The 23,018-nt window shown below is 57.8% G+C and carries 25 protein-coding genes; 14 read left to right on the top strand and 11 right to left on the bottom strand.

Annotated features, from left to right (window positions below; translation table 11 throughout):
- Window positions 1–2: 2 nt before the first annotated feature.
- From ACR0BF_RS08685 to argH, 4 genes are all read right to left on the bottom strand, one after another.
- Window positions 3–2,486 (bottom strand): TIGR02302 family protein, encoded by a 2,484-nt coding sequence (locus ACR0BF_RS08685; protein WP_480624759.1) that lies wholly within the window; start codon window positions 2,484–2,486, stop codon window positions 3–5.
- 96 nt (window positions 2,487–2,582) lie between these two features.
- Entirely contained in the window at window positions 2,583–3,848 is a 1,266-nt protein-coding gene (gene lysA, locus ACR0BF_RS08680) for a diaminopimelate decarboxylase (protein WP_480624692.1), read from the bottom strand.
- A 304-nt stretch (window positions 3,849–4,152) separates the two neighbouring features.
- Window positions 4,153–4,353: an argininosuccinate lyase gene (locus ACR0BF_RS08675; RefSeq protein ID WP_480475057.1), complete on the bottom strand. Its 201-nt coding sequence runs from the start codon at window positions 4,351–4,353 to the stop codon at window positions 4,153–4,155.
- Window positions 4,350–5,738 (bottom strand): argininosuccinate lyase, encoded by a 1,389-nt coding sequence (gene argH, locus ACR0BF_RS08670; RefSeq protein WP_480554218.1) that lies wholly within the window; start codon window positions 5,736–5,738, stop codon window positions 4,350–4,352. The genes ACR0BF_RS08675 and argH overlap by 4 nt, the downstream gene beginning before the upstream one ends.
- Before the next feature lie 21 nt (window positions 5,739–5,759).
- Here argH and ACR0BF_RS08665 point away from each other — a divergent pair, with 21 nt between their 5' ends.
- The 10 genes from ACR0BF_RS08665 (at window position 5,760) to yddG (ending at window position 13,586) form a co-directional block, all read left to right on the top strand.
- Window positions 5,760–6,326 (top strand): TlpA family protein disulfide reductase, encoded by a 567-nt coding sequence (locus ACR0BF_RS08665; protein WP_480475053.1) that lies wholly within the window; start codon window positions 5,760–5,762, stop codon window positions 6,324–6,326.
- Between the two features lie 63 nt (window positions 6,327–6,389).
- Complete coding sequence (locus ACR0BF_RS08660) at window positions 6,390–6,515, top strand: hypothetical protein (protein WP_480624691.1); 126 nt, start codon at window positions 6,390–6,392, stop codon at window positions 6,513–6,515.
- 114 nt (window positions 6,516–6,629) lie between these two features.
- Window positions 6,630–7,016: a hypothetical protein gene (locus ACR0BF_RS08655; RefSeq protein ID WP_480622934.1), complete on the top strand. Its 387-nt coding sequence runs from the start codon at window positions 6,630–6,632 to the stop codon at window positions 7,014–7,016.
- Complete coding sequence (locus ACR0BF_RS08650) at window positions 7,013–7,984, top strand: sterol desaturase family protein (RefSeq protein WP_480494320.1); 972 nt, start codon at window positions 7,013–7,015, stop codon at window positions 7,982–7,984. Before ACR0BF_RS08655 ends, ACR0BF_RS08650 begins: the two co-directional genes overlap by 4 nt.
- A 91-nt stretch (window positions 7,985–8,075) precedes the next feature.
- On the top strand, window positions 8,076–8,264 hold the full coding sequence (locus ACR0BF_RS08645) for a hypothetical protein (protein WP_480585514.1): 189 nt from the start codon (window positions 8,076–8,078) through the stop codon (window positions 8,262–8,264).
- 103 nt (window positions 8,265–8,367) lie between these two features.
- Entirely contained in the window at window positions 8,368–9,201 is an 834-nt protein-coding gene (locus tag ACR0BF_RS08640) for an EAL domain-containing protein (protein ID WP_480624690.1), read from the top strand.
- A gap of 190 nt (window positions 9,202–9,391) precedes the next feature.
- Window positions 9,392–10,567, top strand: a complete 1,176-nt coding sequence (locus tag ACR0BF_RS08635; RefSeq protein WP_480475041.1) for an acetyl-CoA C-acetyltransferase — start codon at window positions 9,392–9,394, stop codon at window positions 10,565–10,567.
- 187 nt (window positions 10,568–10,754) lie between these two features.
- Window positions 10,755–11,477 carry an acetoacetyl-CoA reductase gene (gene phbB, locus ACR0BF_RS08630; protein ID WP_209506587.1) on the top strand — a complete coding sequence of 241 codons (723 nt, stop codon included), beginning with the start codon at window positions 10,755–10,757 and terminating at the stop codon, window positions 11,475–11,477.
- 298 nt (window positions 11,478–11,775) lie between these two features.
- Entirely contained in the window at window positions 11,776–12,723 is a 948-nt protein-coding gene (locus tag ACR0BF_RS08625; protein ID WP_480624689.1) for a transcriptional regulator GcvA, read from the top strand.
- Window positions 12,720–13,586, top strand: a complete 867-nt coding sequence (gene yddG, locus ACR0BF_RS08620; RefSeq protein ID WP_480475037.1) for an aromatic amino acid exporter YddG — start codon at window positions 12,720–12,722, stop codon at window positions 13,584–13,586. Before ACR0BF_RS08625 ends, yddG begins: the two co-directional genes overlap by 4 nt.
- Here yddG and ACR0BF_RS08615 read toward each other — a convergent pair.
- From ACR0BF_RS08615 to ACR0BF_RS08605, 3 genes are all read right to left on the bottom strand, one after another.
- On the bottom strand, window positions 13,583–13,747 hold the full coding sequence (locus tag ACR0BF_RS08615) for a YdcH family protein (RefSeq protein WP_083445267.1): 165 nt from the start codon (window positions 13,745–13,747) through the stop codon (window positions 13,583–13,585). The two genes, yddG and ACR0BF_RS08615, sit on opposite strands and share 4 nt — an antisense overlap.
- Window positions 13,748–13,878: 131 nt before the next feature.
- Window positions 13,879–14,643, bottom strand: coding sequence for a tRNA1(Val) (adenine(37)-N6)-methyltransferase (locus tag ACR0BF_RS08610; RefSeq protein WP_480624688.1), 765 nt, complete (start codon window positions 14,641–14,643; stop codon window positions 13,879–13,881).
- Window positions 14,640–14,855, bottom strand: a complete 216-nt coding sequence (locus ACR0BF_RS08605) for a putative signal transducing protein (protein ID WP_050604033.1) — start codon at window positions 14,853–14,855, stop codon at window positions 14,640–14,642. Before ACR0BF_RS08605 ends, ACR0BF_RS08610 begins: the two co-directional genes overlap by 4 nt.
- A 56-nt stretch (window positions 14,856–14,911) precedes the next feature.
- Here ACR0BF_RS08605 and ACR0BF_RS08600 point away from each other — a divergent pair, with 56 nt between their 5' ends.
- Window positions 14,912–15,910 (top strand): polyprenyl synthetase family protein, encoded by a 999-nt coding sequence (locus ACR0BF_RS08600; RefSeq protein ID WP_480554227.1) that lies wholly within the window; start codon window positions 14,912–14,914, stop codon window positions 15,908–15,910.
- Here ACR0BF_RS08600 and ACR0BF_RS08595 read toward each other — a convergent pair.
- The 4 genes from ACR0BF_RS08595 to soxR all read right to left on the bottom strand — a co-directional run bounded on the left by ACR0BF_RS08595 (window position 15,903) and on the right by soxR (window position 20,768).
- On the bottom strand, window positions 15,903–16,724 hold the full coding sequence (locus tag ACR0BF_RS08595) for a 4-(cytidine 5'-diphospho)-2-C-methyl-D-erythritol kinase (RefSeq protein ID WP_480554228.1): 822 nt from the start codon (window positions 16,722–16,724) through the stop codon (window positions 15,903–15,905). The genes ACR0BF_RS08600 and ACR0BF_RS08595 overlap by 8 nt on opposite strands.
- Complete coding sequence (locus ACR0BF_RS08590) at window positions 16,714–18,384, bottom strand: tetratricopeptide repeat protein (protein ID WP_480624758.1); 1,671 nt, start codon at window positions 18,382–18,384, stop codon at window positions 16,714–16,716. Before ACR0BF_RS08590 ends, ACR0BF_RS08595 begins: the two co-directional genes overlap by 11 nt.
- A 145-nt stretch (window positions 18,385–18,529) precedes the next feature.
- Complete coding sequence (locus ACR0BF_RS08585; RefSeq protein ID WP_480483095.1) at window positions 18,530–20,176, bottom strand: electron transfer flavoprotein-ubiquinone oxidoreductase; 1,647 nt, start codon at window positions 20,174–20,176, stop codon at window positions 18,530–18,532.
- Between the two features lie 136 nt (window positions 20,177–20,312).
- Window positions 20,313–20,768: a redox-sensitive transcriptional activator SoxR gene (gene soxR, locus ACR0BF_RS08580; RefSeq protein WP_209598669.1), complete on the bottom strand. Its 456-nt coding sequence runs from the start codon at window positions 20,766–20,768 to the stop codon at window positions 20,313–20,315.
- 81 nt (window positions 20,769–20,849) lie between these two features.
- Here soxR and ACR0BF_RS08575 point away from each other — a divergent pair, with 81 nt between their 5' ends.
- The 3 genes from ACR0BF_RS08575 to ACR0BF_RS08565 all read left to right on the top strand — a co-directional run bounded on the left by ACR0BF_RS08575 (window position 20,850) and on the right by ACR0BF_RS08565 (window position 22,945).
- A complete protein-coding gene (locus tag ACR0BF_RS08575; protein WP_209506596.1) occupies window positions 20,850–21,230 on the top strand; it encodes a VOC family protein in 381 nt (126 codons plus the stop codon).
- A gap of 234 nt (window positions 21,231–21,464) precedes the next feature.
- Window positions 21,465–21,935 (top strand): transcription elongation factor GreA, encoded by a 471-nt coding sequence (gene greA, locus ACR0BF_RS08570; RefSeq protein ID WP_209506599.1) that lies wholly within the window; start codon window positions 21,465–21,467, stop codon window positions 21,933–21,935.
- A 14-nt stretch (window positions 21,936–21,949) separates the two neighbouring features.
- On the top strand, window positions 21,950–22,945 hold the full coding sequence (locus ACR0BF_RS08565) for a hypothetical protein (RefSeq protein ID WP_480624687.1): 996 nt from the start codon (window positions 21,950–21,952) through the stop codon (window positions 22,943–22,945).
- Window positions 22,946–23,018: the final 73 nt, after the last annotated feature.

Genomic DNA, 23,018 nt, shown 5'->3' with positions numbered 1-23,018 from the left:
AGCTAGAACCGCTCCAGCAACCGCTTGAGGTATTCCAACTCGATCTGGGGACGGTCTGTTTCACCGGTCCGGCGACGGATTTCATCCAGCAACTCGCGGGCCCGGCGATAGACATCTTCGCCTTGCAACAGGTTCTCGTCGGTTGAAATCGAACCCGCAGCACCCGGGTTTCGGCCCAGCGGATCGCGGTTGTTGGCCTGCATGTCGCCGTCTTGTGTTCCCTGCCCCGGTTGGTTCTGCTGTTCCTGCGCCATAGCTTCACCCAGCGACCGCATCCCTTCGCGCAACGCTTCCATCGCTTCGGACTGACGGTCGATAGCTTCGGCGAGATCATCGCCACGCAGGGCCTGCTCGGCCTCGTCCATGGCACGCCCGGCCCGATCCAGCGCTTCGCGGGCGGCGTCACCTTCGGGTGTGCCGACACCGGGCAGTCCTTGTTGCTGGCGACCCAGCTCGTCTCTCAACGCTTGCTGTCGGTCGGCGAGCGAACCTTGCCCCTGCTCACCGTCTCCGGCCTGATCCGAACCTTCACCCTGTCCGCCCTGCCCTTCGTGGCTTTGCCCCCGACCTTGACCACCGTTGCGACCTTCGTTCCCTTGGCTTTCACCTGATTGCGCGCCGGGGTTGAACTGTTCCTGCAAATCACGAAAGGCCTGATCGCTAAGACCCTGCTGTTCGCGCAGGGTTTCGGCGAGACCTTCCATGGCCTGCTGGCCTTCAGATTGCTGCCCTTGGCCCTGACCCTGAGTTACACGCATGTTCTCCATCATCTGCTGGAATTCTTCCAGCGCCTGCTGAGCTTCGGCCATGCGACCTTGTTCCATCAGTTCCTGAATACGGTCCATCATGCGTTGCAGGTCATCCTGCGTCATTTGCAAAGATTCACCATTCTGGCCGGGCTGACGCTCGCCGTCTCCACCATTTTGCTGTGCCAGCCGTTGTAATTGCTGCAGGTAATCCTGCGTCGCCTCGCGCAATTCCTGCATCAACTCCGCTATTTCTTCATCGCTGGCCCCGTTCTTCATTGCTTCGGTCAGACGTTCCTGCGCGCGGCGCATTCGTTCCAATGCATCCGCCAGCGTCCCGTCCTCGATCAGTACGGCAAGGTCCCACAGGGCCTGTGCAATCTCCTCTTGTTGTTTGGGTTTCAACCCGTATCGATGAAAAGTTTCCAATCGCCGCAGAACAACCCGCAGACGCAGATAGGCTGTGTCAGAACGAAACAGTTCCTCAGGGCGGTGCGACACAGCCCTCAGGACTTGCGAGACACGAGGCGCATTGGAACGCGACCAAAGCAAGTCGCGCCTTTGCTCAATCACGGCTGCCGCCAGCGGATCAAAGAAGCGCCGTGCTGGCAATGCCGTCGCATAGGGATCCGAAGACGTTTGCTGATCCGCTGCATCTGTTGCCCTCAAGGTAATCCTGACCGGCAGATGCGCCCACGGATGTTGCGAGAAATCCTCGATCAGGTCTTCGGTGAAATCTGCGCGGTCACCGGTGATCGGCATGGGTAATTCGATTTCGATCACCTCGCGCGGCTCTGGCTCGACCGCCAGTCCGTACCGACGGTCAATCGCCGCCTGATCCAACTCGATCCGGGCCAAGCCCGAAACCACGCCGTAATCATCGCTGGCGGAAAATGGCAGCTTCATCTGCCCGCCCGCTTCAGACTCGGCGGTTCCGGAAACCGCGATCTTCGGAGCCGCGTCATCAATGACCAGCACCGACCAGTCCTGCCCCGCCGGTCCATCTATGCGCAACTGACCCGAGCGTTCGGCGACAAACTCCAGTTCCGGGTCTGTTGCCGCCTCGGTTCCGCTGGCAGAACTGCTCTCGGTCAGACTATGTGCGCCGACCTCACCGTACAGTCTCAAGGTGATGCGACTGCCCTTGGGAACAGAAAGCGCCGCCCCCGTTTGGTCGGCAAGATATAAGGTCGGCAAACCTGTGTATCTGGGGGGTTCCACCCATCCTTCCCAAGTTGGACCCTGTCCAGCCACGGCCGTGCCCGGGGTCATGTCCGCCACTGAACCCACACGCCACAACGATCCAAAGATCAGCGCCACAACAAATGCCAGCAGAGCGGCATAGCGCAACGCATACGGGTCGCGCGACGCAAGCCGAAGATCTGGTTTCACAGCCTCAGCAGTGGCCGCACGCTGTGCCATGCGGGCTTTGTGCGCCTGCCACAAGGCAACCGAGTCCCCATCGTTGGCACCGATTGCCTGATCATCGAGCAAAGCCTGAATCGGTCGACCGGGCAGAGCCTCATCCAGCCGCGCCAGCGCATCAGCGCGGGACGGCAGTTTGAATTTCGTGACACCCCGGACAGATGCTGCACCAAAAGATATCAACGACAGCGCACCAGCACCCCAGACAATTTCAACGGGCAGATGATCCTGCAACCCCAGCATCAGAGCGGCGAGCAAAGCCAGAACAATCGAGAACGCAGGCCAGAACGCGCGCAGCACCTGTTCAGCCACCATACCGAGATGGGTTAGCCACAGGGACAGGCGCGGAATGGGCAGGTTCGTTCTGTTGGTCAAGACGGGCCTCCGGGACGGGCCCGCGCGGTTATCGCGTCAAAGCCACGATGGTATGGTATCGCGGTTTATGATTTCGTCAAAGCTTGGCCGTTCACGAATGACTGCAAATTGATCGCCATTCACCAGAACTTCGGGGATCAACGGGCGGGTGTTGTATTCGCTGGACATCACCGCACCGTATGCACCCGCGCTGCGAAATGCGACCAGATCACCCGATTTCAGCGGCGGCATATTGCGCTGCTTGGCAAAGGTATCCCCGGATTCGCAGACCGGACCGACAATGTCGTAAGGGCGCTGTTCCACACCGGCGACAGGTTCCTGCACCGAAACGATATCGTGGTAAGCTTCGTACATTGCGGGGCGGATTAGGTCGTTCATCGCCCCATCAAGGATCAAAAAGTCGCGACCTTCGCCTGATTTCACATAGATCACCTTGCTGACCATGATCCCGGCGTTGCCCGCGATCAGGCGTCCGGGCTCAATCTCGATCTCACAGCCCAGATGGCTCAGTGTTTTCTTGACCAGCGCACCATATTCAATCGGCAATGGGGGTGCGTTGTTCGACCGGGTGTAAGGAATGCCCAGACCGCCACCCAGATCAAGACGCCGAATGTTGTGACCTTCAGAGCGGAGGCGCTCGGTCAGCTCGGCCACCTTTGTGTAGGCCAACTCATACGGTTCAAGTTCGGTCAGTTGCGAGCCGATGTGAACGTCGATGCCAATCACCTCCAGCCCCGGCAGGTCGGCGGCGTGAGCATAAACTTCCGAGGCGCGGGCAATCGGAATGCCAAACTTGTTCTCGGACTTGCCCGTGGCAATCTTGGCATGCGTCCTGGCATCAACATCCGGGTTCACCCTGACGGTAATCGGCGCGATCACGCCAAGCTCAAGCGCAATGGCGTTGATCACTTCCATCTCGGGCTCGGATTCGACATTGAACTGGCGAATGCCGCCGCTCAGCGCCATGCGTATCTCGTCCGCTGTTTTCCCCACACCTGAGAACACGATCTTGTCACCGGGAACACCAGCCGCCTTCGAACGCAGATATTCTCCGCCCGAGACCACGTCCATCCCCGCACCTGCTTGGGCCAATGTCTTAAGGATCGCCTGATTGCTGGCCGCCTTCATCGCGTAGCAGACCAGATGATCGGTGCCGTCCAACGCGTCATCGAACAGCTTGAAATGCCGCAGCAATGTAGCCGTGGAATAGACGTAGAACGGTGTTCCAACCGCGGCTGCGATTTCGGAGACGGGGACATCCTCGGCGTAAAGCGCGCCGTCGCGGTACAAAAAGTGATCCATGCTTGCGCGCTTAGACCATAAAAGGACTTCGGATCAATGGATTCTGTATCCTTAGTCCCGGTTTAGTTTTGCGTTGAAACACCAACTCGGCCATAGCCCGAGATTGAAATGCCGGTGCCCGATTGTTTTGGTTCGGCCGCAGGTTCCGGACGTCGCGCTGACGAAGGCTCGCAAGCCGCCAAAACAGCAAGTGCACAAACCAGTCCCAGAATTCTCATTTCAATACCATTTCTTTGTGTGACAGGTGATCGATACGTGGATCCAACATGAGGTGCCGGGACCATGGGTGCAACATTCAAAAGGATCAGAATCCAAGATAAATGCCCAGTGGTCCGCGGCTTAGGCCGACACCCCCGCCAACATACGCACCGCTTGATCCAACCCCGATGGTGGCACTGACCGTGGGTTGAGGGGCAGTTGGTTGGTCAGGCTCGCCATCAGCCCCGCACCCGGCCAGTACCAGGCCGGAAACCGTAATCAGGATCGCACGTAGCGCGGTCGTCATACCATTGCCTTCCATCGTTCGATCTGGACCCGCACCTGATCGGGGGCGGTACCGCCGTAGGACTGGCGCGAGTTTACCGAATTGTCGACGCCAAGGACAGAGTAGACGTCATCCGAAATTTCACCATGGACCGATTGCATATCGTCCAGTGTCAGGTCGGGCAGGTCACAACCCATACCCTCGGCCATGGCCACCAGTGATCCGGTGACGTGATGCGCATCCCGGAACGGCAGGCCCAGCACGCGTACCAGCCAGTCGGCCAGATCCGTCGCGGTCGAGAAACCCGAGCCGGCGGCGGCGGCAAGGCTGTCGCGGTTGGCGGTCATGTCCTTGACCATCCCTTCCATCGCCGCCAGCGCCAGCATCCAGTTGTCGGCGGCGTCAAAGACCTGTTCCTTATCTTCCTGCATGTCCTTTGAATAGGCCAGCGGCAGGCCCTTCATCACCATCATCAGCGCGGTGTTGGCCCCATAGATGCGCCCAACCTTGGCGCGGATCAGTTCAGCTGCATCCGGGTTCTTTTTCTGCGGCATGATCGACGAGCCGGTCGAAAACCGGTCGGACAGGGACACGAAACGGAACTGGGCCGAAGACCAGATCACCAATTCCTCGGCAAAACGCGACAGGTGCAAGGCGCAGATCGAGGCGGTCGACAGGAATTCCAATGCAAAATCGCGGTCGCTGACGGCATCCAGCGAGTTGGCGGCGGGGCGATCAAAGCCCAACGCCCGCGCTGTCATATGGCGGTCGATGGGGAAGGATGTGCCTGCCAGCGCGGCAGCCCCCAACGGGGATTCGTTCATTCGGGCACGGGCGTCGCGGACTCGGCTCAGGTCGCGGCCAAACATCTCGACATAGGCCATCATGTGATGCCCCCAAGTTACGGGTTGCGCAGTTTGCAGATGGGTAAAGCCCGGCATGACCCAATCGGCGCCTGCTTCGGCCTGCGCCAAAAGCGCGCGGATCAGGGCCAGAATACCGGACTCCGCCGCATCAAACTGATCCCGGACCCACAGTTTGAAATCCGTCGCCACCTGATCGTTACGCGAACGCCCTGTGTGCAAACGGCCTGCCGGCTCGCCAATGATCTCTTTCAGCCGCGCCTCGACATTCATGTGGATGTCTTCCAGCGCGGTCGAAAACTGAAACGTGCCGCTCTGGATTTCTGACAAAACGGTGAGCAGCCCTTCCCGAATGGCCTGCGCATCACTATCACTTATGACGCCTGTGGCAGCCAACATGGCCGCATGGGCGCGCGAGCCTGCGATGTCCTGGGCTGCCATCCGCTGATCGAACCCGATCGAGGCATTGATCGCCTCCATGATCGCGTCTGGACCGGCGGCAAAGCGGCCGCCCCACATCTGGTTCGAGGATTGATCGGTCATGTAAGAAAACCCGGAGTTGATATGCGCTTATTTCGTTTGATCCCCCTTTATATGGCCCTTGCGCTGGGTGCAAACGCCGCTTTTGCGACCGATGCAGAAACGCTGGCTCCTCTGCGTGAAGACAGCCTGAAACGTCTGATCCTGCACAAGGAGCCCAAACCGGCAAAAGTGATCGAGTTTCAGCTGGAAGATGACGGGGGTGTCGGCACGCTGGCCGATTATGAGGGTAAGTATGTTCTGCTGAACTTCTGGGCCACCTGGTGTGCCCCCTGCCGCAAAGAAATGCCGCAGATCGCCGAATTGCAGGACGAGTTTGGGGGTGACAAGTTTCAGGTCCTGACCCTTGCCACAGGCCGCAACTCGCCAGCAGGGATCAAGAAGTTCTTTGAAGAGAATGGCATCTCCAACCTGCCGCGTCATCAGGACCTCAGCTCGGCTGCCGCGCGCGAGTTTGGCATCATCGCGTTGCCCATCACGGTCATTCTGAATCCCGAAGGTCAGGAAATCGCGCGGCTGATCGGTGATGCTGAATGGAACTCGGATAGCGCGAAGGCGATTATCTCGACGCTTGTTGGCGCAGAAAACTGAGGAAATAGCCTTAATATCAGCAAATCTTGATTTCCTCCGGGCATTCAACTCGGAGGATTTTTGATGAATTCTATTGCAGGAGTTGCCGCGATGGCGGGTGTTTTTTGGATGGCCGCTGATGCTGCTACCGCCAAAGATGTACGCAAGAAGGGCAAGGGAGATCAAGTAACCTACATGATCTCCGACTAGTATTCCTGCTTGTCGAATGGCTGCGATCAAAGCCTTGATTTTGGAACACAGCTGACGTCACGCCACCTTTGACAGTGTTTCGACTCCTTTGCACTCTGCGCTCAGGAGGATGGAATGCCGCTGGAAATTCTATTGGTGTTGGTCGTTGGGGGCATAGCCGGGATTACGCTGTTGCTGCATCTGACGGGCAAGTCGCAGTTGCATGTGCTGACGCCTGACACGGCGCCACGCCAGTGGCTGCGGCATTTTCCCGATGACACGGTGATCGACGTGACAATCGCCCATGACGGCCACGCGGCGCTGGTGCGGACACAGAATGGGGCCGGATTGATCTGGTCCTTCGGGGCCGACACCGTTGCGCGGCAACTCCAGGATTTCGACTGGCTTGAAACCGCCAATGGCATCGAAGTTCGGTTTCACGACTTCAGCACCCCACGCGCGACCCTTCACCTTGACCAGACCGAACGCCAGCACTGGCAACACTTGATGAGGCCCGCATGACAGACCAGGTAAGCTTCCCCGATGCGGTGCAATGGGCCGTCCCGTTTTTCATCGCTGCTATTCTGGCAGAATTCCTGTGGATCGCAGTCAAAGGCAAAGGCGGGCGGTATGAAACGCGCGATGCGGTGACCTCGCTGATCATGGGGGCCGGGAACATCGCGTCGGGCTTTTTGCTGGGCTTTATCGCCTATGCCTTTTTCATGTGGCTTTGGCAGATCACTCCTCTGGATCTTGGCACGTCAATTCCCGTTATCATTCTGTGCTTTGTTCTGGATGATCTTCGCTATTACTGGGTACATCGTTTTGGGCATCGCATTCGCTGGGTCTGGGCCAGCCACGTTAACCACCACAGCTCGCAGCACTACAACCTGACCACAGCTCTGCGGCAGACTTGGACCTATACCTTTACGTTCATGATGGTCGTACGCGCGCCGCTGATCCTGCTGGGTTTCCATCCGGCCATGGTTCTGTTCGTTGGCGGATTGAACCTGATCTATCAGTTCTGGATTCACACCGAGGCCATCGGCAAGATGCCCCGATGGTTCGAAGCGATCATGAATACCCCCAGCCATCATCGCGCGCATCACGGCCGAAACGCACGGTATCTGGATTGCAATTACGCCGGAGTTTTCATCATCTGGGACAAGATGTTCGGGACATTTGTGCCTGAACAGGAAAACGACCGGGTCGATTACGGGCTGGTTCACAATATCGGCACCTTCAACCCTTTGCGCGTTGCGTTTCACGAATGGGTCGGCATCTGGCACGACGCCACGCAGCCCGGCCTGACACTGCGGCAACGTCTGGCCTATTGTTTCGCACCGCCGGGTTACAGCCACGACGGCAGCCGCGACAACTCGGAACAGATAAAAGCCAAGCACCTGGCTCGCCACCCCGAGGACCGGGGAACGCCCGGATTTGAGCAGGTCGACAAGATCTTGCCCAAAGGACAGGCAGAGCAGGCCTGACACAGCTGTCAGGCCCCACTACGACTTGAACTCCGGCTTTTGCACGCCATATCGGTCATTGAATGTGGCGCATAGTTGAGCGAGGGGCGGCATGAAACGTTTGGCAACCATTTCGACCTTCGTCGGGTTATTTGGCCTGTTGCTGGCCATGCTTGCCGCGCTCGGCAGCTTTGTTGGCACGCTGATCGCACTGGGTTTTGTCCTGATGATTCTGGGTGCGACAGGAGCCCTTCTTGGAGCCGCGGCATCACTGGCCCGTGCCGGGCATTCCGCGCGCTGAAACCGCATTAAGCAACTTCTTCTGACGCTTTAACCGCAGATTCATCTGTTTGCCCCGAAACTGTGTCAAAACACCTGTTTTGGACACACGAGAATCTGCGCCTATGGGAAACAAAAAGCTCGCCAATCTTCCCGAAGGGTTGGACACCCCTTTGAATGCAGCAGTGTCAACACGGGATCGTTCGGTGGTTCAGATGGCAACCGATGCTGTGAAGCACAAGCAATGTCGGTTGGCCTTTCAGCCAGTTGTTCAGGCGCACCCGCCGCATGGCATCGCATTTTACGAAGGGTTCATTCGCGTGCTGGATGAAACAGGGCGTGTTATACCCGCCCGCGAATTCATGCCGCAGGTTGAAAATACCCCGATCGGACGTGATCTCGACTGCGTCGCGTTGGAACTTGGTCTGCGCACGTTGGTGAAGAACCCCCAGATCCGCCTGTCGATCAACATGTCCGCCCGCTCGATCGGTTATTCCAACTGGTCCGGTATACTGGACCGGTTTCTGAAACGGGACCCGCAGCTGGGCGAACGGCTGATCCTAGAAATCTCCGAAAGCTCTTCCATGCAGGTGCCTGAATTGGTGGTCGACTTCATGGACCGCCTTCAGGATCGCGGCATCGCCTTTGCGCTGGACAACTTTGGTGCCAGCAACTTCAGTTTCCGCCACTTTCGCGAATTTCTGTTCGACGCCGCAAAGATCGATGGTCAGTTTATCAGGGGTATCAGCGACAGCCCCGACAACCAGGCTTTGGTGCGGGCCTTGATTGCCGTGGCGCGTGAGTTTGAAATTCTGGTCACTGCCGAATCGGTCGAAACACAGAAGGATGCGGCATTTTTGCTTGCAAGTGGCGTGGATTGCATGCAGGGATTTTTGTTCGGTGCGCCCAGTGTTTCACCCCCGTGGAAGCAGGAAAGAAGTTCAAAAACAGCAAGTTGATCCGTGGGTGATCGACATTTTTCCGCCATTTCCCAAGCTGAGACAAGCTGCCCGTTGCTGCAAGTGCAGCATTACGCTATTGCAGAAGTACTTGAGCGGGGGATAACGGGGCGCTCTTGTTTCGAGAGGGAAACTCTCGGCCTGCGCCGTCAGACATTCCGCCAGATAATGACGGTAAAGGACTGATCATATGACCAACGTAGTAATCGCATCCGCCGCACGAACAGGTGTTGGCAGCTTTAGTGGTTCGTTTGCGAACACCCCCGCACATGATCTGGGCGCGGCCGTCCTGGAAGCAGTTGTCGAGCGCGCCGGGATTGAAAAAGGCGAAGTCAGTGAAACCATCATGGGTCAGGTTCTGACTGCGGCTCAGGGCCAGAACCCGGCTCGGCAGGCGCATATCAACGCCGGTTTGCCGCAGGAAAGCGCCGCCTGGGGAATCAACCAGGTTTGTGGCTCGGGCCTGCGTGCCGTCGCATTGGGCGCTCAGCACATCCAGCTGGGCGATGCCGATATCGTCGCCGCTGGTGGCCAAGAGAACATGACCCTGTCACCCCACGCCGCCGCCCTGCGCGCGGGTCACAAGATGGGCGATATGAAGTATATCGACACCATGATCCGCGATGGTCTGTGGGATGCCTTCAACGGCTATCACATGGGTCAGACGGCGGAAAATGTTGCCGAGAAATGGCAGATCAGCCGCGACATGCAGGATGAATTCGCTGTCGCTTCGCAGAACAAGGCCGAGGCGGCGCAAAAAGCTGGCAAGTTTGTCGACGAAATCGTGCCCTTCACCATCAAGACCCGCAAGGGCGACATCGTGATGGACAAGGACGAATACATCCGCCACGGCGCTACAATGGAAGCCATGGCAAAGCTGCGCCCCGCCTTTACCAAGGACGGATCGGTCACAGCTGCAAACGCTTCAGGCCTGAACGACGGCGCCGCCGCGACCCTGCTGATGTCGGCTCAAAACGCAGAAAAGCGCGGAATCGAACCTTTGGCTCGCATCGCGTCCTACGCAACTGCCGGGCTGGACCCGTCGATCATGGGCGTTGGCCCGATCTACGCTTCGCGCAAGGCATTGGAAAAAGCAGGTTGGTCCGTCGACGATCTGGACCTGGTTGAAGCCAACGAAGCCTTTGCCGCGCAAGCCTGCGCAGTGAACAAAGACATGGGCTGGGACCCGTCGATTGTGAACGTGAACGGCGGCGCAATTGCCATCGGCCACCCGATCGGTGCATCAGGTTGCCGCGTTCTGAACACGCTGCTGTTCGAAATGAAGCGCCGCGACGCAAAGAAAGGTCTGGCCACTCTGTGCATCGGCGGCGGCATGGGTGTCGCCCTGTGTGTGGAGCGCGACTAAGTGCGTGAATAACCAAATAGAAAAGGGCGTCCACGGGACGCCCTTTTTTGTTAAACTGGGGTCGTACCCCTTAGATGCGACGATATTGCCATCCGAAATAAACACCTTAACGACGAAACAATATTGCGCACAAGCATCTCTCAAAGTAACAGCATTACCAAGGCGACTAAAATTGGAGGAGTCCTAAATGGCACGTACAGCACTCGTTACCGGCGGTTCCCGCGGCATTGGCGCAGCAATTTCCAAGGCGCTCAAAGCCGAAGGATATAACGTTGCGGCCACCTATGCAGGGAATGACGAAGCCGCCGCGAAATTCACCGAAGAGACCGGCATTAAGACCTACAAGTGGAACGTCGCAGATTATGACGAATCCAAAGCAGGTATCGAAAAGGTTGAGGCCGAGGTTGGCCCCATCGATATCGTTGTCGCCAACGCTGGCATCACCCGTGATGCACCTTTCCACAAAATGACACCCGATCAGTGGAAAGACGTGATCGACACCAACCTGACCGGCGTGTTCAACACTGTGCACCCTGTCTGGCCTGGCATGCGCGAGCGCAAGTTTGGCCGTGTCATCGTCATCAGCTCCATCAACGGTCAGAAGGGCCAGTTCGCTCAGGTGAACTATGCTGCGACCAAAGCTGGCGATCTGGGCATCGTGAAATCTCTGGCACAGGAAGGCGCGCGGGCGGGCATCACGGCCAACGCAATCTGCCCCGGTTATATCGCAACCGAGATGGTGATGGCGGTGCCTGAAAAGGTACGCGAATCGATTATTGGCCAGATCCCTGCCGGTCGTCTGGGCGAGCCTGAAGAGATTGCACGCTGTGTGACCTTCCTGGCCTCGGACGAATCTCAGTTCATCAACGGCTCGACCATCTCGGCCAACGGTGCTCAGTTCTTCGTCTGATCCAGGCTTGTGAACAAAAAAACGGGCCGGCCCCTTTGGACCGGTCCTTTCTGATCCCGTAAGAACGCGCGCGCTGCGATCAGCGGGAACCCAATACCCAATTCCACATCTGCCGGACCACCTTGCCACGCTCTTCATGAGCGCGCAGGATCGCCACTTGGGCGGCGGGATTTGTTGTCATCTCGATCATGGCAGCCGCCTTTCAATTCAGTTTTGCTTGACCTGATGTGAATATGAAGGTCACCTAAAGCCGTGACAAACGAAGTTTCCTGAACCTTCAGTTAAGAATTTCTTGGCTATGAGTGATTATCTGCCCCCACTTACCGCGCTTCGGGCTTTTGATGCCGCGGCCCGGCACATGTCCTTCGCGAAAGCGGCGGAAGAGCTGCACGTGACGCCAGCGGCCCTGTCCTTTCAGATCAAATCGCTTGAGGAGCATCTGGGCCGCCCTCTGTTCCGCCGTCTGAACCGCGCTGTGGAACTGACCGATGCGGGCCGCGCCCTGGCCCCCGGCGCGGCAGAAGGCTTTGCCACCTTGCAAGCCGCGTGGCGTGCCGTACGCAGGCAGGAGGATGACACCGGACTGACCGTCACCGCAGGTCCGGCGCTGACCGCAAAGTGGCTGGCGCCTCGCCTTTACGAGTTTGCCCGTGCGCATCCGGAAATCGATCTGAAATTCTCGGCCACGTTGCGCAATATGGATCTGGAGCGGGATGATGTGGATGTTGCTATCCGGTTTGGCAATTCCGCCGATGAGGGGCTGTATTCCGTACCTGTAAGAAAGGAGTGGCTGACTCCGGTCATGACCCCGGAGCTGGCGGAACAATTCACCACGCCAGACAGCCTGCGCGACGCACCGTTGATCCACGACGATTCGATCAACTTTCTGACCCCACCCTGCGACTGGCCTGCCTGGTTCCGCGCTGTGGGTATCGATTTCACACCCACTCATGGGGCGCATTTTTCCAACGCAGATCACGCGATTGACGCCGCTGTCGCTGGTGTTGGTGTCGCCCTTGGACGGCGTGCCATGATCCTCAAGGACTTGACCGAAGGTCGGCTGGTTGCCCCCTTCAAGGTCGCGCTGGAAACGCAGGGCCGGTTCCGATTCCTGTGCCTTCCGGGGGCCGAGAAACGTCCTCAGATCGCAGCATTTCGGGATTGGTTCCTGACCGAGATTGAAAAGACCGCGCATATTTCGGATGAGTTCGACATTGTTCCGATCGAAGAGGTTTCCGGATCATGACCAAAACGCGCGCAACAGCCATCGGTTTTGGGGCCGTACTATTATGGGCTTTGCTGGCGCTTTTGACCGTCGGCTCTGCACCTACACCGCCTTTGCTGCTGAACACGATCTGCTTTTCGATTGGTGGTACACTTGGGTTGATCTGGACAGCCGCAACCGGTGGGTTCAGCGGGTTGAAACAGATCCCCTGGACGACCTACCTGTTCGGTTCATTGGGCCTGTTCGGGTACCACGCATTGTATTTTTCAGCCCTACGCATGGCCCCCGCGGCCGAGGCCGGACTGATTGCCTATCTCTGGCCCCTTCTTATCGTTCTGTTTTCCGGCCTGCTACCGGGCGAGCAGCTTCGCGCTGGTCACTTGATTGGGGCGTGCCTTGGCTTTGCTGGGGCTGCTTTGATCATCACCGGAGGCGGGAGCGCAGGTTTTCAGGCGCAACATCTGCCAGGATACACATTGGCCCTGCTTTGCGCGATGACATGGTCAGGCTATTCAGTTCTGTCACGCAGATTGGGCGATACACCGACCAGTTCGGTTGCGGTCTTTTGTCTGATGGCTGCGTTGGCTTCGGGTCTGCTGCATCTGGCCATGGAAGACACCGTGCTGCCCGACTCGACACTAGGGTGGGTTTCTGTACTGGCACTTGGCCTTGGGCCCGTTGGGCTGGCCTTTTACGTCTGGGATATCGGGGTGAAGCAGGGTGATATTCAAATGCTCGGGACCTCATCTTACGCGGCCCCGCTATTGTCGACACTTGCTTTGGTGATGGCCGGGATCGCTGCCCCATCCTGGGGGCTGGCGATCGCGGCTTCTCTGATTACCGGCGGGGCCTTGATCGCGGCCCGTTCCAGTTTGAAATCTTAAGCAGACAGTCGCTCGATCTCTTCCTTCAGCTTGAGCTTCTGTTTCTTCAGCTGGGCTATGTGGAGATCATCGATGCCTGGCGAGCGTTGGGCTTGTTCTACTTCTAGACCGAGAGATTCATGCTTTTTCTTCAGTTCTGTCAGATGTGCGCTCACGCTCATTGCGATCCTCCTTTTATACGTGTCTGTATGTCACGTAAGAAGTTGATCACATCGTTTCCACCCTGTCACGCTGCAGACGCACAGAATCTGAAGCAAATCCGACAAAATCGGCTGGACATTGCCGGTCGTCGTCAGAACCCGGGCAGGGCAACGGCCTTCCGAAGCACAGCCGAAACCGCATCCGTATAGCTTTCGCCGTCTTTTTTGTGACGTTCACCCGCGTGCAGAATCAAAGGTGGGTGGAGGCGAAATGCCGCACGCCCTCCTTTGCGGGCGCGCAGAATGATCAGTTCAGCCTCTCGCCCTGTCCGTGGGCTTAGCGGCAACAACTCTACCGATCCCAATCTCCCTTGGCACGCTGCCAGCATGTCGGGCAGTCGATCGGCTTTCTGGATCATGTGCAGGTACCCATTTTGCGCAAGGCGTCTGGCAGCCACTGCAATCCAGTCGGCCAACTGGGTGTCTTCGCTCAGGGCCACACTTCTTCCAGCATCCTTTGCAGGGCTATGCGCCCCCGCCCGATAATAGGGCGGATTCGCAATGACGTGATCGAACTGGCGCTGCCGAAGCGCCTCGGGCAAAGCGGTCAGGTCAGCTTCGACAACTTCCAGCTCTATCCCGTTGATTTCCGCGTTTCTACGGGCCAATTCCGCATAGGCAGGCTGTAGCTCGATACCTGTCAGGTGCAAACCGGGCACTCGTGAGGACAAGCAAAGAATGGCGGCACCGGCACCGCACCCCAGCTCCAACACAGACTGACCTGCCCTGACCGGAACGGATGCGGCAAGCAATACCGGGTCTACCCCTGCACGATAACCTGAATGAGGTTGCAGCAACCGGATCCTGCCCCCCAGGAAATCATTGCAGCTGAGTTCACTATCGGAAAACCGGTTCATCGGCCCAGCGGAATTTCATTGTCGCGCATCACACGTTCGGCACGGGTCAGGTCTTCGGCGCGAACCATCAGTCGGCGGGGAAAGATCCCGATCCCACCTTCGAGGATGCTCATATTTACGTCCATCTGAAAGCAGTCTATATCCTCGCCTTCAAGGAGAGCGGATGCAAAGGCCAGGATCGTCGGATCGGTACTGCGCAATAGTTCTTTCATGGGGATGGATGTAAGGGCAAGGCGGGGCGGAAGTCGAGCCTTGTATCAGGAGTGTGATGACCGTCGGCATGATCTCAAAACCGCATGAGCGCCTCGCTGAAATTCTGGCGGGTGAAATGGAGGCTGTGAACACGTTGATCCGCGCCCGGATGGCGTCGGACCATGCCCCACGTATCCCCGAAGTGACCCAGCACCTGGTCGAGGCAGGCGGAAAGCGCCTGCGCCCAATGCTGACATTGGCAGCGGCGCGGCTGTTTCGCTATTCAGGTGAGCACCACGTGCGCCTTGCTGCCACGGTCGAGTTCATCCACACCGCCACCCTTCTGCACGACGACGTTGTGGATGAGAGCGCCCAACGGCGCGGACGCCCGACCGCAAATCTACTTTGGGATAACAAATCCAGCGTGCTGGTCGGTGATTACCTGTTTTCCCGCAGCTTCCAATTGATGGTCGAAACGGGTTCGCTGCGGGTTCTGGATATCTTGGCTAATGCCTCAGCAACCATCGCCGAAGGCGAGGTGCTGCAAATGACCGCGGCAACCGACCTGCGTACAGATGAAAGCGTTTACCTACAGGTCGTGCGCGGCAAGACAGCAGCTTTGTTTTCAGCTGCGACCGAGGTGGGTGGCGTGATCGCCGGTGCATCGGAAGAACAGATCAAAGCTCTGTTCGATTATGGTGACGCATTGGGGATCGCATTCCAGATTGCGGACGACCTGCTGGATTATCAGGGTGACAGCAAGACAACCGGCAAAAATGTGGGCGATGATTTCCGCGAACGAAAGCTGACCCTGCCTGTCATCAAGGCAGTTGCACAGGCCACGCCCGAAGAACGCGCGTTCTGGGAGCGTACGATCGAAAAGGGCCGCCAACAGGAAGGCGATCTGGATCACGCGCTGGGCCTGATGGACAAATACGCAACGCTGGAAGAAACTCGGCAGGACGCATTGGGCTGGGCGAACAAGGCAAAGGCATCTTTGGATGTTCTACCTGATCATGAAATTCGCAGCCTGCTGCGCGAACTGGCCGATTACGTGGTCTCGCGCCTTAGTTAAGCTGCGTCGCGCGGCACCACCAATCAGGATGCGCCGCACCGATCTCATAGGCCGCGAAATGCGCGTCTTTCATTGTGGGGTACAGCGCATAACAGGTCGAGCCGGAGCCCGACATGCGCGTTACAAGGGCACGATTGGTCATGTTCAACTCGTCCAGAACCTGCTCGATCTCAGGTGCAACGCCCATGGCAGGTACCTGCAGGTCATTGCGTTGATCACGCAACCACAGGGCACAGACTTCAGCGTCTACAAAATCTGGGACTAACTCAGGCATCGGCGGATTGTCTCTGGACGACAATGCGTTGAAAACGGCATTTGTCGGCACCGGCACATTCGGGTTGACCAAAAGGGCGGGTAAGTGCGGAAGGTTCACCGCCGCCAAACGATCGCCAATGCCTTGCATTCTGATCGCCCGGCTTTCCAGGCAAACGGGCACATCTGCCCCCAGTGACAACGGCAAGTCAGGCGGGACGTCACATCCCTGCCCTGCCAATGTCCAAAGCGTGGCGGCCGCATCCGATGACCCACCCCCTATACCTGCCCCGTGGGGCAGCGACTTGATCAGGTCTACATGCCCGGTCCAGCCGACGCCTTCGGCCGCTTTCCAGACCAGATTACGGTTGTCCGTCGGCACGCCTTCAGCAAACTCCCCAATCACGTCCATAGACAGTTCGGGGCCGGGTGTGAATGTCAACTGATCGCCCAGATCAGCAAAAACCACTAACGAATCCAACAGGTGATAACCGTCCTTACGACGTCCGGTCACATGGAGGGTCAGGTTGATCTTGGCGGGCGCAAACGCCTTAATTTCCATTTGCGACTTTCAAAGGTTCCGCACCTTCTTCGGCCAGAACGGCGCTTAGTCCGACTTCGATCTTGCGTCGAATGCGATCCGGGTCAGCCTCGCCATCCGTGTCTTCGGGGTCAACGAAGGACAGAGCCCGTTTCCACTGGAACTCGGCCTCACGCGCTCGTCCAACAGCCCAATAGACGTCCCCCAGATGATCATTGACGACCGGATCAACGGGCATCAGCTCGACCGCGCGCTCCATATGCTCGACCGCTTCTTCGTAACGACCCAGACGGAACAAAACCCAACCCAGACTATCCACGATGTAGCCACTATCCGGGCGGGCCTCGACCGCGCGCTGGATCATGTCCAGCGCTTCATCCAGCTTTTCTTTCCTTTCTACCAAAGAATAGCCCAGATAGTTCAGCACCTGCGGCTGATCCGGATTCAACTCCAGCGCCCGGCGGAAATCGGATTCAGCCTGATCCCACTGCTTCAGCCGCTCGTGGCTTATACCGCGCGCGTAGTGCAGGAACCAATTCCCGCCTGCCTGACTGTCCGTCAAACCAATCGCAGTGTCATAAGAGGCAACCGCAGCCGCATAGTTTTCCTGACGACGTTGAAGATCTGCCAGAGAAACATGGACGCTGGGTAAATCAGGATTTTGCAGCGCCAGGTTTTGCAGAACTTCAATGGCCGCATCGGTTTTTCCGGACTTGTCCAGGATTTCGGCCCGTCCAAGTTCTGCGGCATGGTGGTCATTACTGCCGGCCGGGACCATGCGATAGGCGGCAACAGCCAGATCATACTGTTGCAGCTTGTCCAGCAATTCCGCGCTCAGCAGAATGGCGTCCACGTGGTCAGGGCGCAGAAAACTCGCCAGTCGTGCGTAAAGCAGGACGTAGTCAGCCGAAGCCTCGCTGTTCAATGCGGCACCAACGGTAAAGAATATTTCCGCCATTCCATCCAGCGCAGAACCAGCGTGGGTGAACGGAAGCGTCTCGCCCGCAGTCAATTGGCCGGTATAGGCTTCAATGGTCGGATCGCTACCGGAAACAAACACATCGTCCAGAAACTGTATGGCGTCTTCGTTGCGATCCAGCTGTGACAGCACCTCTGCACGGGCCAGCGCGGCCCGACGCGAGAACCGCGCAACCGCGCCGTTGTTATCCGCAAAAATCACCTCGGCACCTTCGAAATCGCCGATAGAGGCCAGTGCCATGGCTTTGTGATACAGCGCAAATTCCCTGAGGCCTTCCTGCGTTGCCACGGCATCGAACTGATCCATGGCCTTTGTCATTTCACCTTGCCCCAGATGGGCCCATGCGATCATCAGCCCATCAACCAAAGGACCGATCCCCTGCGTTTCAGGGTCACGCGCCAGAAGTTCGTCAAACTTGCCGTCTGCGATCAAATTGGCCGAAATCGCCATGCGCGCGGCCTGACTGGGAAGGTTGGCTTCCTCGATCTGCTTTGCAACGGGCAAAGCACGGGCAATTTCCCCCAGCGCAAGGCGGGCGACAACAACGCTTTCCAAGAGCAGCGCGTTTTCCGGATCAAACCTGAGAGCCTGGGCGTAGTATCTTTCCGCCGCAGAATAGTCGCTTTCGTAGATCGCCTGACGCCCGGCCAGATATGAACCGGCACCCGAATCCGAATAGGCCGGAACTGCGACCGACGACATGAGCAGCACGGACAATGCCGCGCGACGAACCAGGGAAACCACCGAAATCCTGCCTTACTATCGTTGACTGACGGTTAAGCTAGGGCTTCGGTCGGCAAGAGGCAATGGCAGAGCCTTCACGACCCTGCCATTGCCGGTTTTTTGCTTACATGTTCGGATAGTTTGGTCCGTCGCCCCCCTGCGGCGTGGTCCAGGTGATATTCTGGCTTGGATCCTTGATGTCACAGGTTTTGCAGTGAACGCAGTTCTGGAAGTTGATGACGAATCGCGGACCGTTGTCATCCTCGACCATTTCGTAAACACCTGCCGGGCAATAGCGCTGCGCCGGTTCGTCGAACTTGGGCAGGTTGACCTTGACCGGGATATCCGGGTCCGTCAGGCGCAGGTGGCAGGGCTGGCTTTCCTCGTGATTGGTTGCCGCAAAGGACACGTTGGTCAGACGGTCAAAGGACAGCGTGCCATCGGGCTTGGGATAATTGATCGGCTTGTGCTTGCTGGCTTCCTCGGTCGACTGTGCATCGTTCTTGCCATGTCCCAGCGTGCCAAAGAGCGAAAAGCCCAATGTGTTGGTCCACATGTCCAGACCACCCAGCACCAGCGAAGGGATCATGCCCCACTTGGACCACATCGGCTTGACGTTGCGCACCTTCTTCAGGTCCTTGCCAATTGCGCCATTGCGGACATCGGCCTCGTAAGCGGTCAGCTCATCGCCTGAACGGTCAGCCTTGATCGCGTCATAAGCAGCCTCAGCCGCGGCCTTACCAGACAGCATCGCATTGTGGTTGCCCTTGATGCGCGGCACGTTGACCATGCCCGCGGAACAGCCCAGCAGCGCCACGCCCGGCGCCACCAGCTTGGGCATCGATTGAAGGCCGCCTTCGGTGATCGCACGGGCACCGTAAGCCACGCGCTTGCCGCCTTTCAGCAGCTCGGCCACCATCGGGTGATGCTTGAAGCGCTGGAATTCCATGTAGGGGTACAGGTGCGGGTTTTTGTAGTTCAGGTGAACTACAAAGCCGACATAGACCTGATTGTTTTCAAGATGATAGATGAACGACCCGCCGCCTGCGTTGCCGCCCAGAGGCCAGCCCATTGTGTGCGTGACCGTACCTTCCTTGTGCTTTGCCGGATCGATCTCCCAGATCTCTTTCATGCCGACGCCGTATTTCTGCGGCTCTTTGCCGGCAGACAAGTCGTATTTGGCGATGACTTCCTTGGACAGTGAGCCGCGCACACCTTCCGACAGGAAGACGTATTTGCCGTGCAATTCCATACCCGGCTCGGTGTTGGGGCCATAAGAGCCATCCGCTTCCAGACCAAAGACACCGGCCACTACGCCTTTGACTTCACCATTGTCACCGTAAACCAGCTCGGAACAGGCCATGCCGGGGAAGATTTCCACGCCCAGCTCCTCGGCCTGCTCGGCCATCCAGCGGCAAACATTGCCCATCGAAACGATGTAGTTGCCATGGTTGTTCATCAGCGGCGGCATCGGGAAGTTGGGGATGCGGATCTTGCCTGCCTCGCCCAGCATGTAGAAATTGTCTTCATGCACCGGCACGTTCAGCGGAGCACCCTTAGCCTTCCAATCCGGGATCAAAGCATCCAGCCCGCAGGGATCGAGAACTGCGCCAGACAGGATATGAGCGCCCACTTCCGAGCCCTTTTCCAGAACGACAACGTTCAGATCCGCATCCAGCTGTTTCAGACGAATGGCCGCCGACAGGCCCGCAGGACCTGCGCCTACGATCACCACGTCATATTCCATTGCTTCGCGTTCAATCTCGGCCATCGCGGGCTCCCTAGCTTACTTTCCGAATTGGCGCTGTCACTGCAGGATCTGCGCAATTTTGTTTCACGGCTGATTACATGGTCAGTAAGACTTTGGTCAATCGAAACACGGCGTAACAAGGGCGCTATTCGACACATCAGTCCTCTGGTGCATCACCCATCAGGTATCTGGGACCGCTACCATGGGATTTTGCCCTGTCATCGGGGTTATAAAGCTTGCATTTCGGCAAGCTGAGGCACCCGCATCCGATGCAGCCGTCCAGATTGTCGCGCAATCGCATCAGGGTATCGATTCGCTGATCCAGATGAGTGCGCAACCGCACGCTTATGGCTTTCCAATCCTGTGGTGTCGGTGTTCGCTTTCCCGGCAAGCCCGACAAGACCTCGCGAATTTCAGGCAAGGTCAGGCCGAACTGCTGTGCGATCATGACAAAGCTCAGCCGCCGGATATCTGCCCGCTGGTAACGTCGCTGCCCACCTGCATTGCGCCAGGGCGCGATCAAACCCTGTGCTTCGTAATACCGGATCGCCGAAACGGCCAACCCCGTACGTCGGGCCAATGCCCCGATTGCCAACCCTTCTGAAACAGCCATGTCGCCCTCGAAGAAATACCTTGACCTAAAGTTAGGTTTAGAAATTACGGTGAGTCGAAACAAGCCAAAAAAGGAGATCCCATGATGGCAACGCTTGAACATACCAATTTCACTGTCAGCGACCCACAGGCCTCGGCCGCCTGGATGCAGCAGGTCTTTGGCTGGAAAACACGGTGGGAAGGACCCGCAATATCAGGCGGATACACGGTGCATGTCGGATCGGCCCACACCTATCTTGCGCTTTACAAACCAGATGCGCCGAAACCATTGGTCGAAAGCAGCTACGATGTCGTCGGCGGGCTGAATCATGTTGGTGTTCTGGTCGAAGATATCGATGCAACCGAGGCCAAGGTGCGCAAGGCCGGGTTCGAACCCCATAATCATGCCGATTACGAACCGGGGCGTCGGTTCTATTTCAGGGATGACAACGGCATCGAGTTTGAAGTGGTTCAATATGATTGAGATGCTGTGGCTCTGCACGCCTTCAAAGCGATGGTGCAAGGGTGGGCAACCGGACCATCGCCATAGGCCACACCCGAAACAATCCCGGCGGCGCAATGTTGCAAATTGATCGCTGCACCTGCTGACACCTCTTGCAATTCACGTGGTATTTGGGTCAGGTAATCGTCAACCTAGGACTCGCCCCGACGCTTCTGTGCGGCGGGGCGAGTCAGTTTATGCGTGGACGTAGAGAGTATGGAAAAGATCCCGATGACGCCTGCGGGCAATGCCGCACTCGCAGCTGAGCTGAAGAACCTCAAATCCGTCGAACGCCCTGCGATCATCGAAGCCATCGCATCGGCGCGAGAACTTGGCGACCTGAAAGAAAACGCCGAATATCATTCAGCCCGCGAAAAGCAGGGGTTTATCGAAGGTCGCATCAAGGAACTGGAAGGTATCCTGTCACTGGCGGATGTAATTGACCCTGCAAAACTGTCTGGCGCGATCAAGTTTGGCGCAAAGGTTACATTGGTTGACGAGGATACCGACGAAGAAAAGACGTGGCAGATCGTCGGTGAATATGAAGCCAATATCGAAGCTGGCCTTTTGAATATCAAATCCCCCATCGCCCGCGCCCTGATCGGCAAGGACGAAGGTGACAGTGTCGAGGTGCGCACCCCTGGCGGCGTGCGCTCTTATGAAATTCTGAGTATCAAGTACGCCTGACCGGAGCGCATGTAATGTCGGGGCCCAAACCTGACCCGGAAACTGAAAGACCGACTTCGCTGGGCATCTATGACCGCCCAAAGGCGCCGTCTGTCACCGAGATTGAGATTGCCGCACTGGTGCTCAGCCTGATTTGGCTGATGGTGTCGGTTGTTTTTCTGGTGTTGCCAGATAAGGCGCAGAGCGGTGGTTTTGTTGTCACCTTTCTGGCCGTTTTCATGCCTGTGGCGATGATCTGGGTCGCGGCCACTGCCATGCGTGCCAGCCGCGTGATGCGCGAGGAAAGCGCGCGGCTGCAAACTGCGATTGACGCGATCCGCCAGGCTTATGTGGCGCAGCAGCAGCGCGCATCCAGCACCTACGAACCGGCAGTGGCCAAGAAACTGGATGAGATCGCAGCCGCGACGCGGAAAACCGAAAGCACGCTGGCAACATTTTCGACCAAGCGCACAACGCCCCCTTATGCCCCGGCAAAACCACTCGTTGCGGGTGCTCAGACCTCGCTTGAACTGGGCACATCTGCGGAAGAAATTGCGCCACCGCTGAGCACCGATATCTTTATCCGCGCCTTGAATTTTCCGGAAACTCAGAATGACACCGAAGGGTTCAACGCCCTGCGCGTGGCGCTGAAAGACCGCAAGACGGCACAGATCGTGCAAGCCTCGCAGGATGTTCTTACACTGCTCAGCCAGGAAGGCATCTATATGGACGACTTGCGCCCTGACATGGCCCGGCCCGAAATCTGGCGCCAGTTCGCGCAGGGCGCGCGGGGTCGCGCCGTTGCCGCGCTGGGGGGTGTACGGGACAGGTCCTCGCTGGCACTGACAGCTGCGCGGATGAAACAGGATCCGATTTTCCGCGACGCCGCCCACCATTTTCTCCGCCGCTTCGACAAGATGATGGCCGAGTTCGAGCCCAACGCAAGCGATGCAGAACTGAGCGCTTTGGGTGAGACCCGCACGGCGCGGGCGTTCATGTTGCTGGGACGCGTGGCCGGGACGTTTGATTAGTCCGATTTGACGACCCAAGACATCTTGGTCGCGCTGCTGAAACCAAACACGTGACTTAAAGGTCCGGTTTTTT

The sequence above is a fragment of the Ruegeria sp. AG7 genome, assembly GCF_056541545.1.
The sequence above is the reverse complement of the archived record's forward strand: the minus strand, read 5'-3'. Positions and strand labels throughout refer to the sequence as shown.

What these genes read in the sequence shown, in the direction of transcription:
- ACR0BF_RS08665 (WP_480475053.1), top strand. Translation starts at nt 5,760, where the DNA reads ATGCGCTTATTTCGTTTGATCCCCCTTTATATGGCCCTTGCGCTGGGT.
- ACR0BF_RS08675 (WP_480475057.1), bottom strand. Translation starts at nt 4,353, where the DNA reads ATGACGACCGCGCTACGTGCGATCCTGATTACGGTTTCCGGCCTGGTA.
- ACR0BF_RS08605 (WP_050604033.1), bottom strand. Translation starts at nt 14,855, where the DNA reads ATGAAAGAACTATTGCGCAGTACCGATCCGACGATCCTGGCCTTTGCA.
- ACR0BF_RS08685 (WP_480624759.1), bottom strand. Translation starts at nt 2,486, where the DNA reads ATGGTGGCTGAACAGGTGCTGCGCGCGTTCTGGCCTGCGTTCTCGATT.
- ACR0BF_RS08575 (WP_209506596.1), top strand. Translation starts at nt 20,850, where the DNA reads ATGATGGCAACGCTTGAACATACCAATTTCACTGTCAGCGACCCACAG.
- yddG (WP_480475037.1), top strand. Translation starts at nt 12,720, where the DNA reads ATGACCAAAACGCGCGCAACAGCCATCGGTTTTGGGGCCGTACTATTA.
- ACR0BF_RS08635 (WP_480475041.1), top strand. Translation starts at nt 9,392, where the DNA reads ATGACCAACGTAGTAATCGCATCCGCCGCACGAACAGGTGTTGGCAGC.
- ACR0BF_RS08600 (WP_480554227.1), top strand. Translation starts at nt 14,912, where the DNA reads ATGACCGTCGGCATGATCTCAAAACCGCATGAGCGCCTCGCTGAAATT.
- ACR0BF_RS08625 (WP_480624689.1), top strand. Translation starts at nt 11,776, where the DNA reads ATGAGTGATTATCTGCCCCCACTTACCGCGCTTCGGGCTTTTGATGCC.
- ACR0BF_RS08565 (WP_480624687.1), top strand. Translation starts at nt 21,950, where the DNA reads ATGTCGGGGCCCAAACCTGACCCGGAAACTGAAAGACCGACTTCGCTG.
- ACR0BF_RS08585 (WP_480483095.1), bottom strand. Translation starts at nt 20,176, where the DNA reads ATGGCCGAGATTGAACGCGAAGCAATGGAATATGACGTGGTGATCGTA.
- ACR0BF_RS08655 (WP_480622934.1), top strand. Translation starts at nt 6,630, where the DNA reads ATGCCGCTGGAAATTCTATTGGTGTTGGTCGTTGGGGGCATAGCCGGG.
- soxR (WP_209598669.1), bottom strand. Translation starts at nt 20,768, where the DNA reads ATGGCTGTTTCAGAAGGGTTGGCAATCGGGGCATTGGCCCGACGTACG.
- ACR0BF_RS08615 (WP_083445267.1), bottom strand. Translation starts at nt 13,747, where the DNA reads ATGAGCGTGAGCGCACATCTGACAGAACTGAAGAAAAAGCATGAATCT.
- ACR0BF_RS08595 (WP_480554228.1), bottom strand. Translation starts at nt 16,724, where the DNA reads ATGGAAATTAAGGCGTTTGCGCCCGCCAAGATCAACCTGACCCTCCAT.
- ACR0BF_RS08645 (WP_480585514.1), top strand. Translation starts at nt 8,076, where the DNA reads ATGAAACGTTTGGCAACCATTTCGACCTTCGTCGGGTTATTTGGCCTG.
- argH (WP_480554218.1), bottom strand. Translation starts at nt 5,738, where the DNA reads ATGACCGATCAATCCTCGAACCAGATGTGGGGCGGCCGCTTTGCCGCC.
- greA (WP_209506599.1), top strand. Translation starts at nt 21,465, where the DNA reads ATGGAAAAGATCCCGATGACGCCTGCGGGCAATGCCGCACTCGCAGCT.
- ACR0BF_RS08650 (WP_480494320.1), top strand. Translation starts at nt 7,013, where the DNA reads ATGACAGACCAGGTAAGCTTCCCCGATGCGGTGCAATGGGCCGTCCCG.
- ACR0BF_RS08660 (WP_480624691.1), top strand. Translation starts at nt 6,390, where the DNA reads ATGAATTCTATTGCAGGAGTTGCCGCGATGGCGGGTGTTTTTTGGATG.
- lysA (WP_480624692.1), bottom strand. Translation starts at nt 3,848, where the DNA reads ATGGATCACTTTTTGTACCGCGACGGCGCGCTTTACGCCGAGGATGTC.
- ACR0BF_RS08640 (WP_480624690.1), top strand. Translation starts at nt 8,368, where the DNA reads ATGGGAAACAAAAAGCTCGCCAATCTTCCCGAAGGGTTGGACACCCCT.
- ACR0BF_RS08610 (WP_480624688.1), bottom strand. Translation starts at nt 14,643, where the DNA reads ATGAACCGGTTTTCCGATAGTGAACTCAGCTGCAATGATTTCCTGGGG.
- ACR0BF_RS08590 (WP_480624758.1), bottom strand. Translation starts at nt 18,384, where the DNA reads ATGTCGTCGGTCGCAGTTCCGGCCTATTCGGATTCGGGTGCCGGTTCA.
- phbB (WP_209506587.1), top strand. Translation starts at nt 10,755, where the DNA reads ATGGCACGTACAGCACTCGTTACCGGCGGTTCCCGCGGCATTGGCGCA.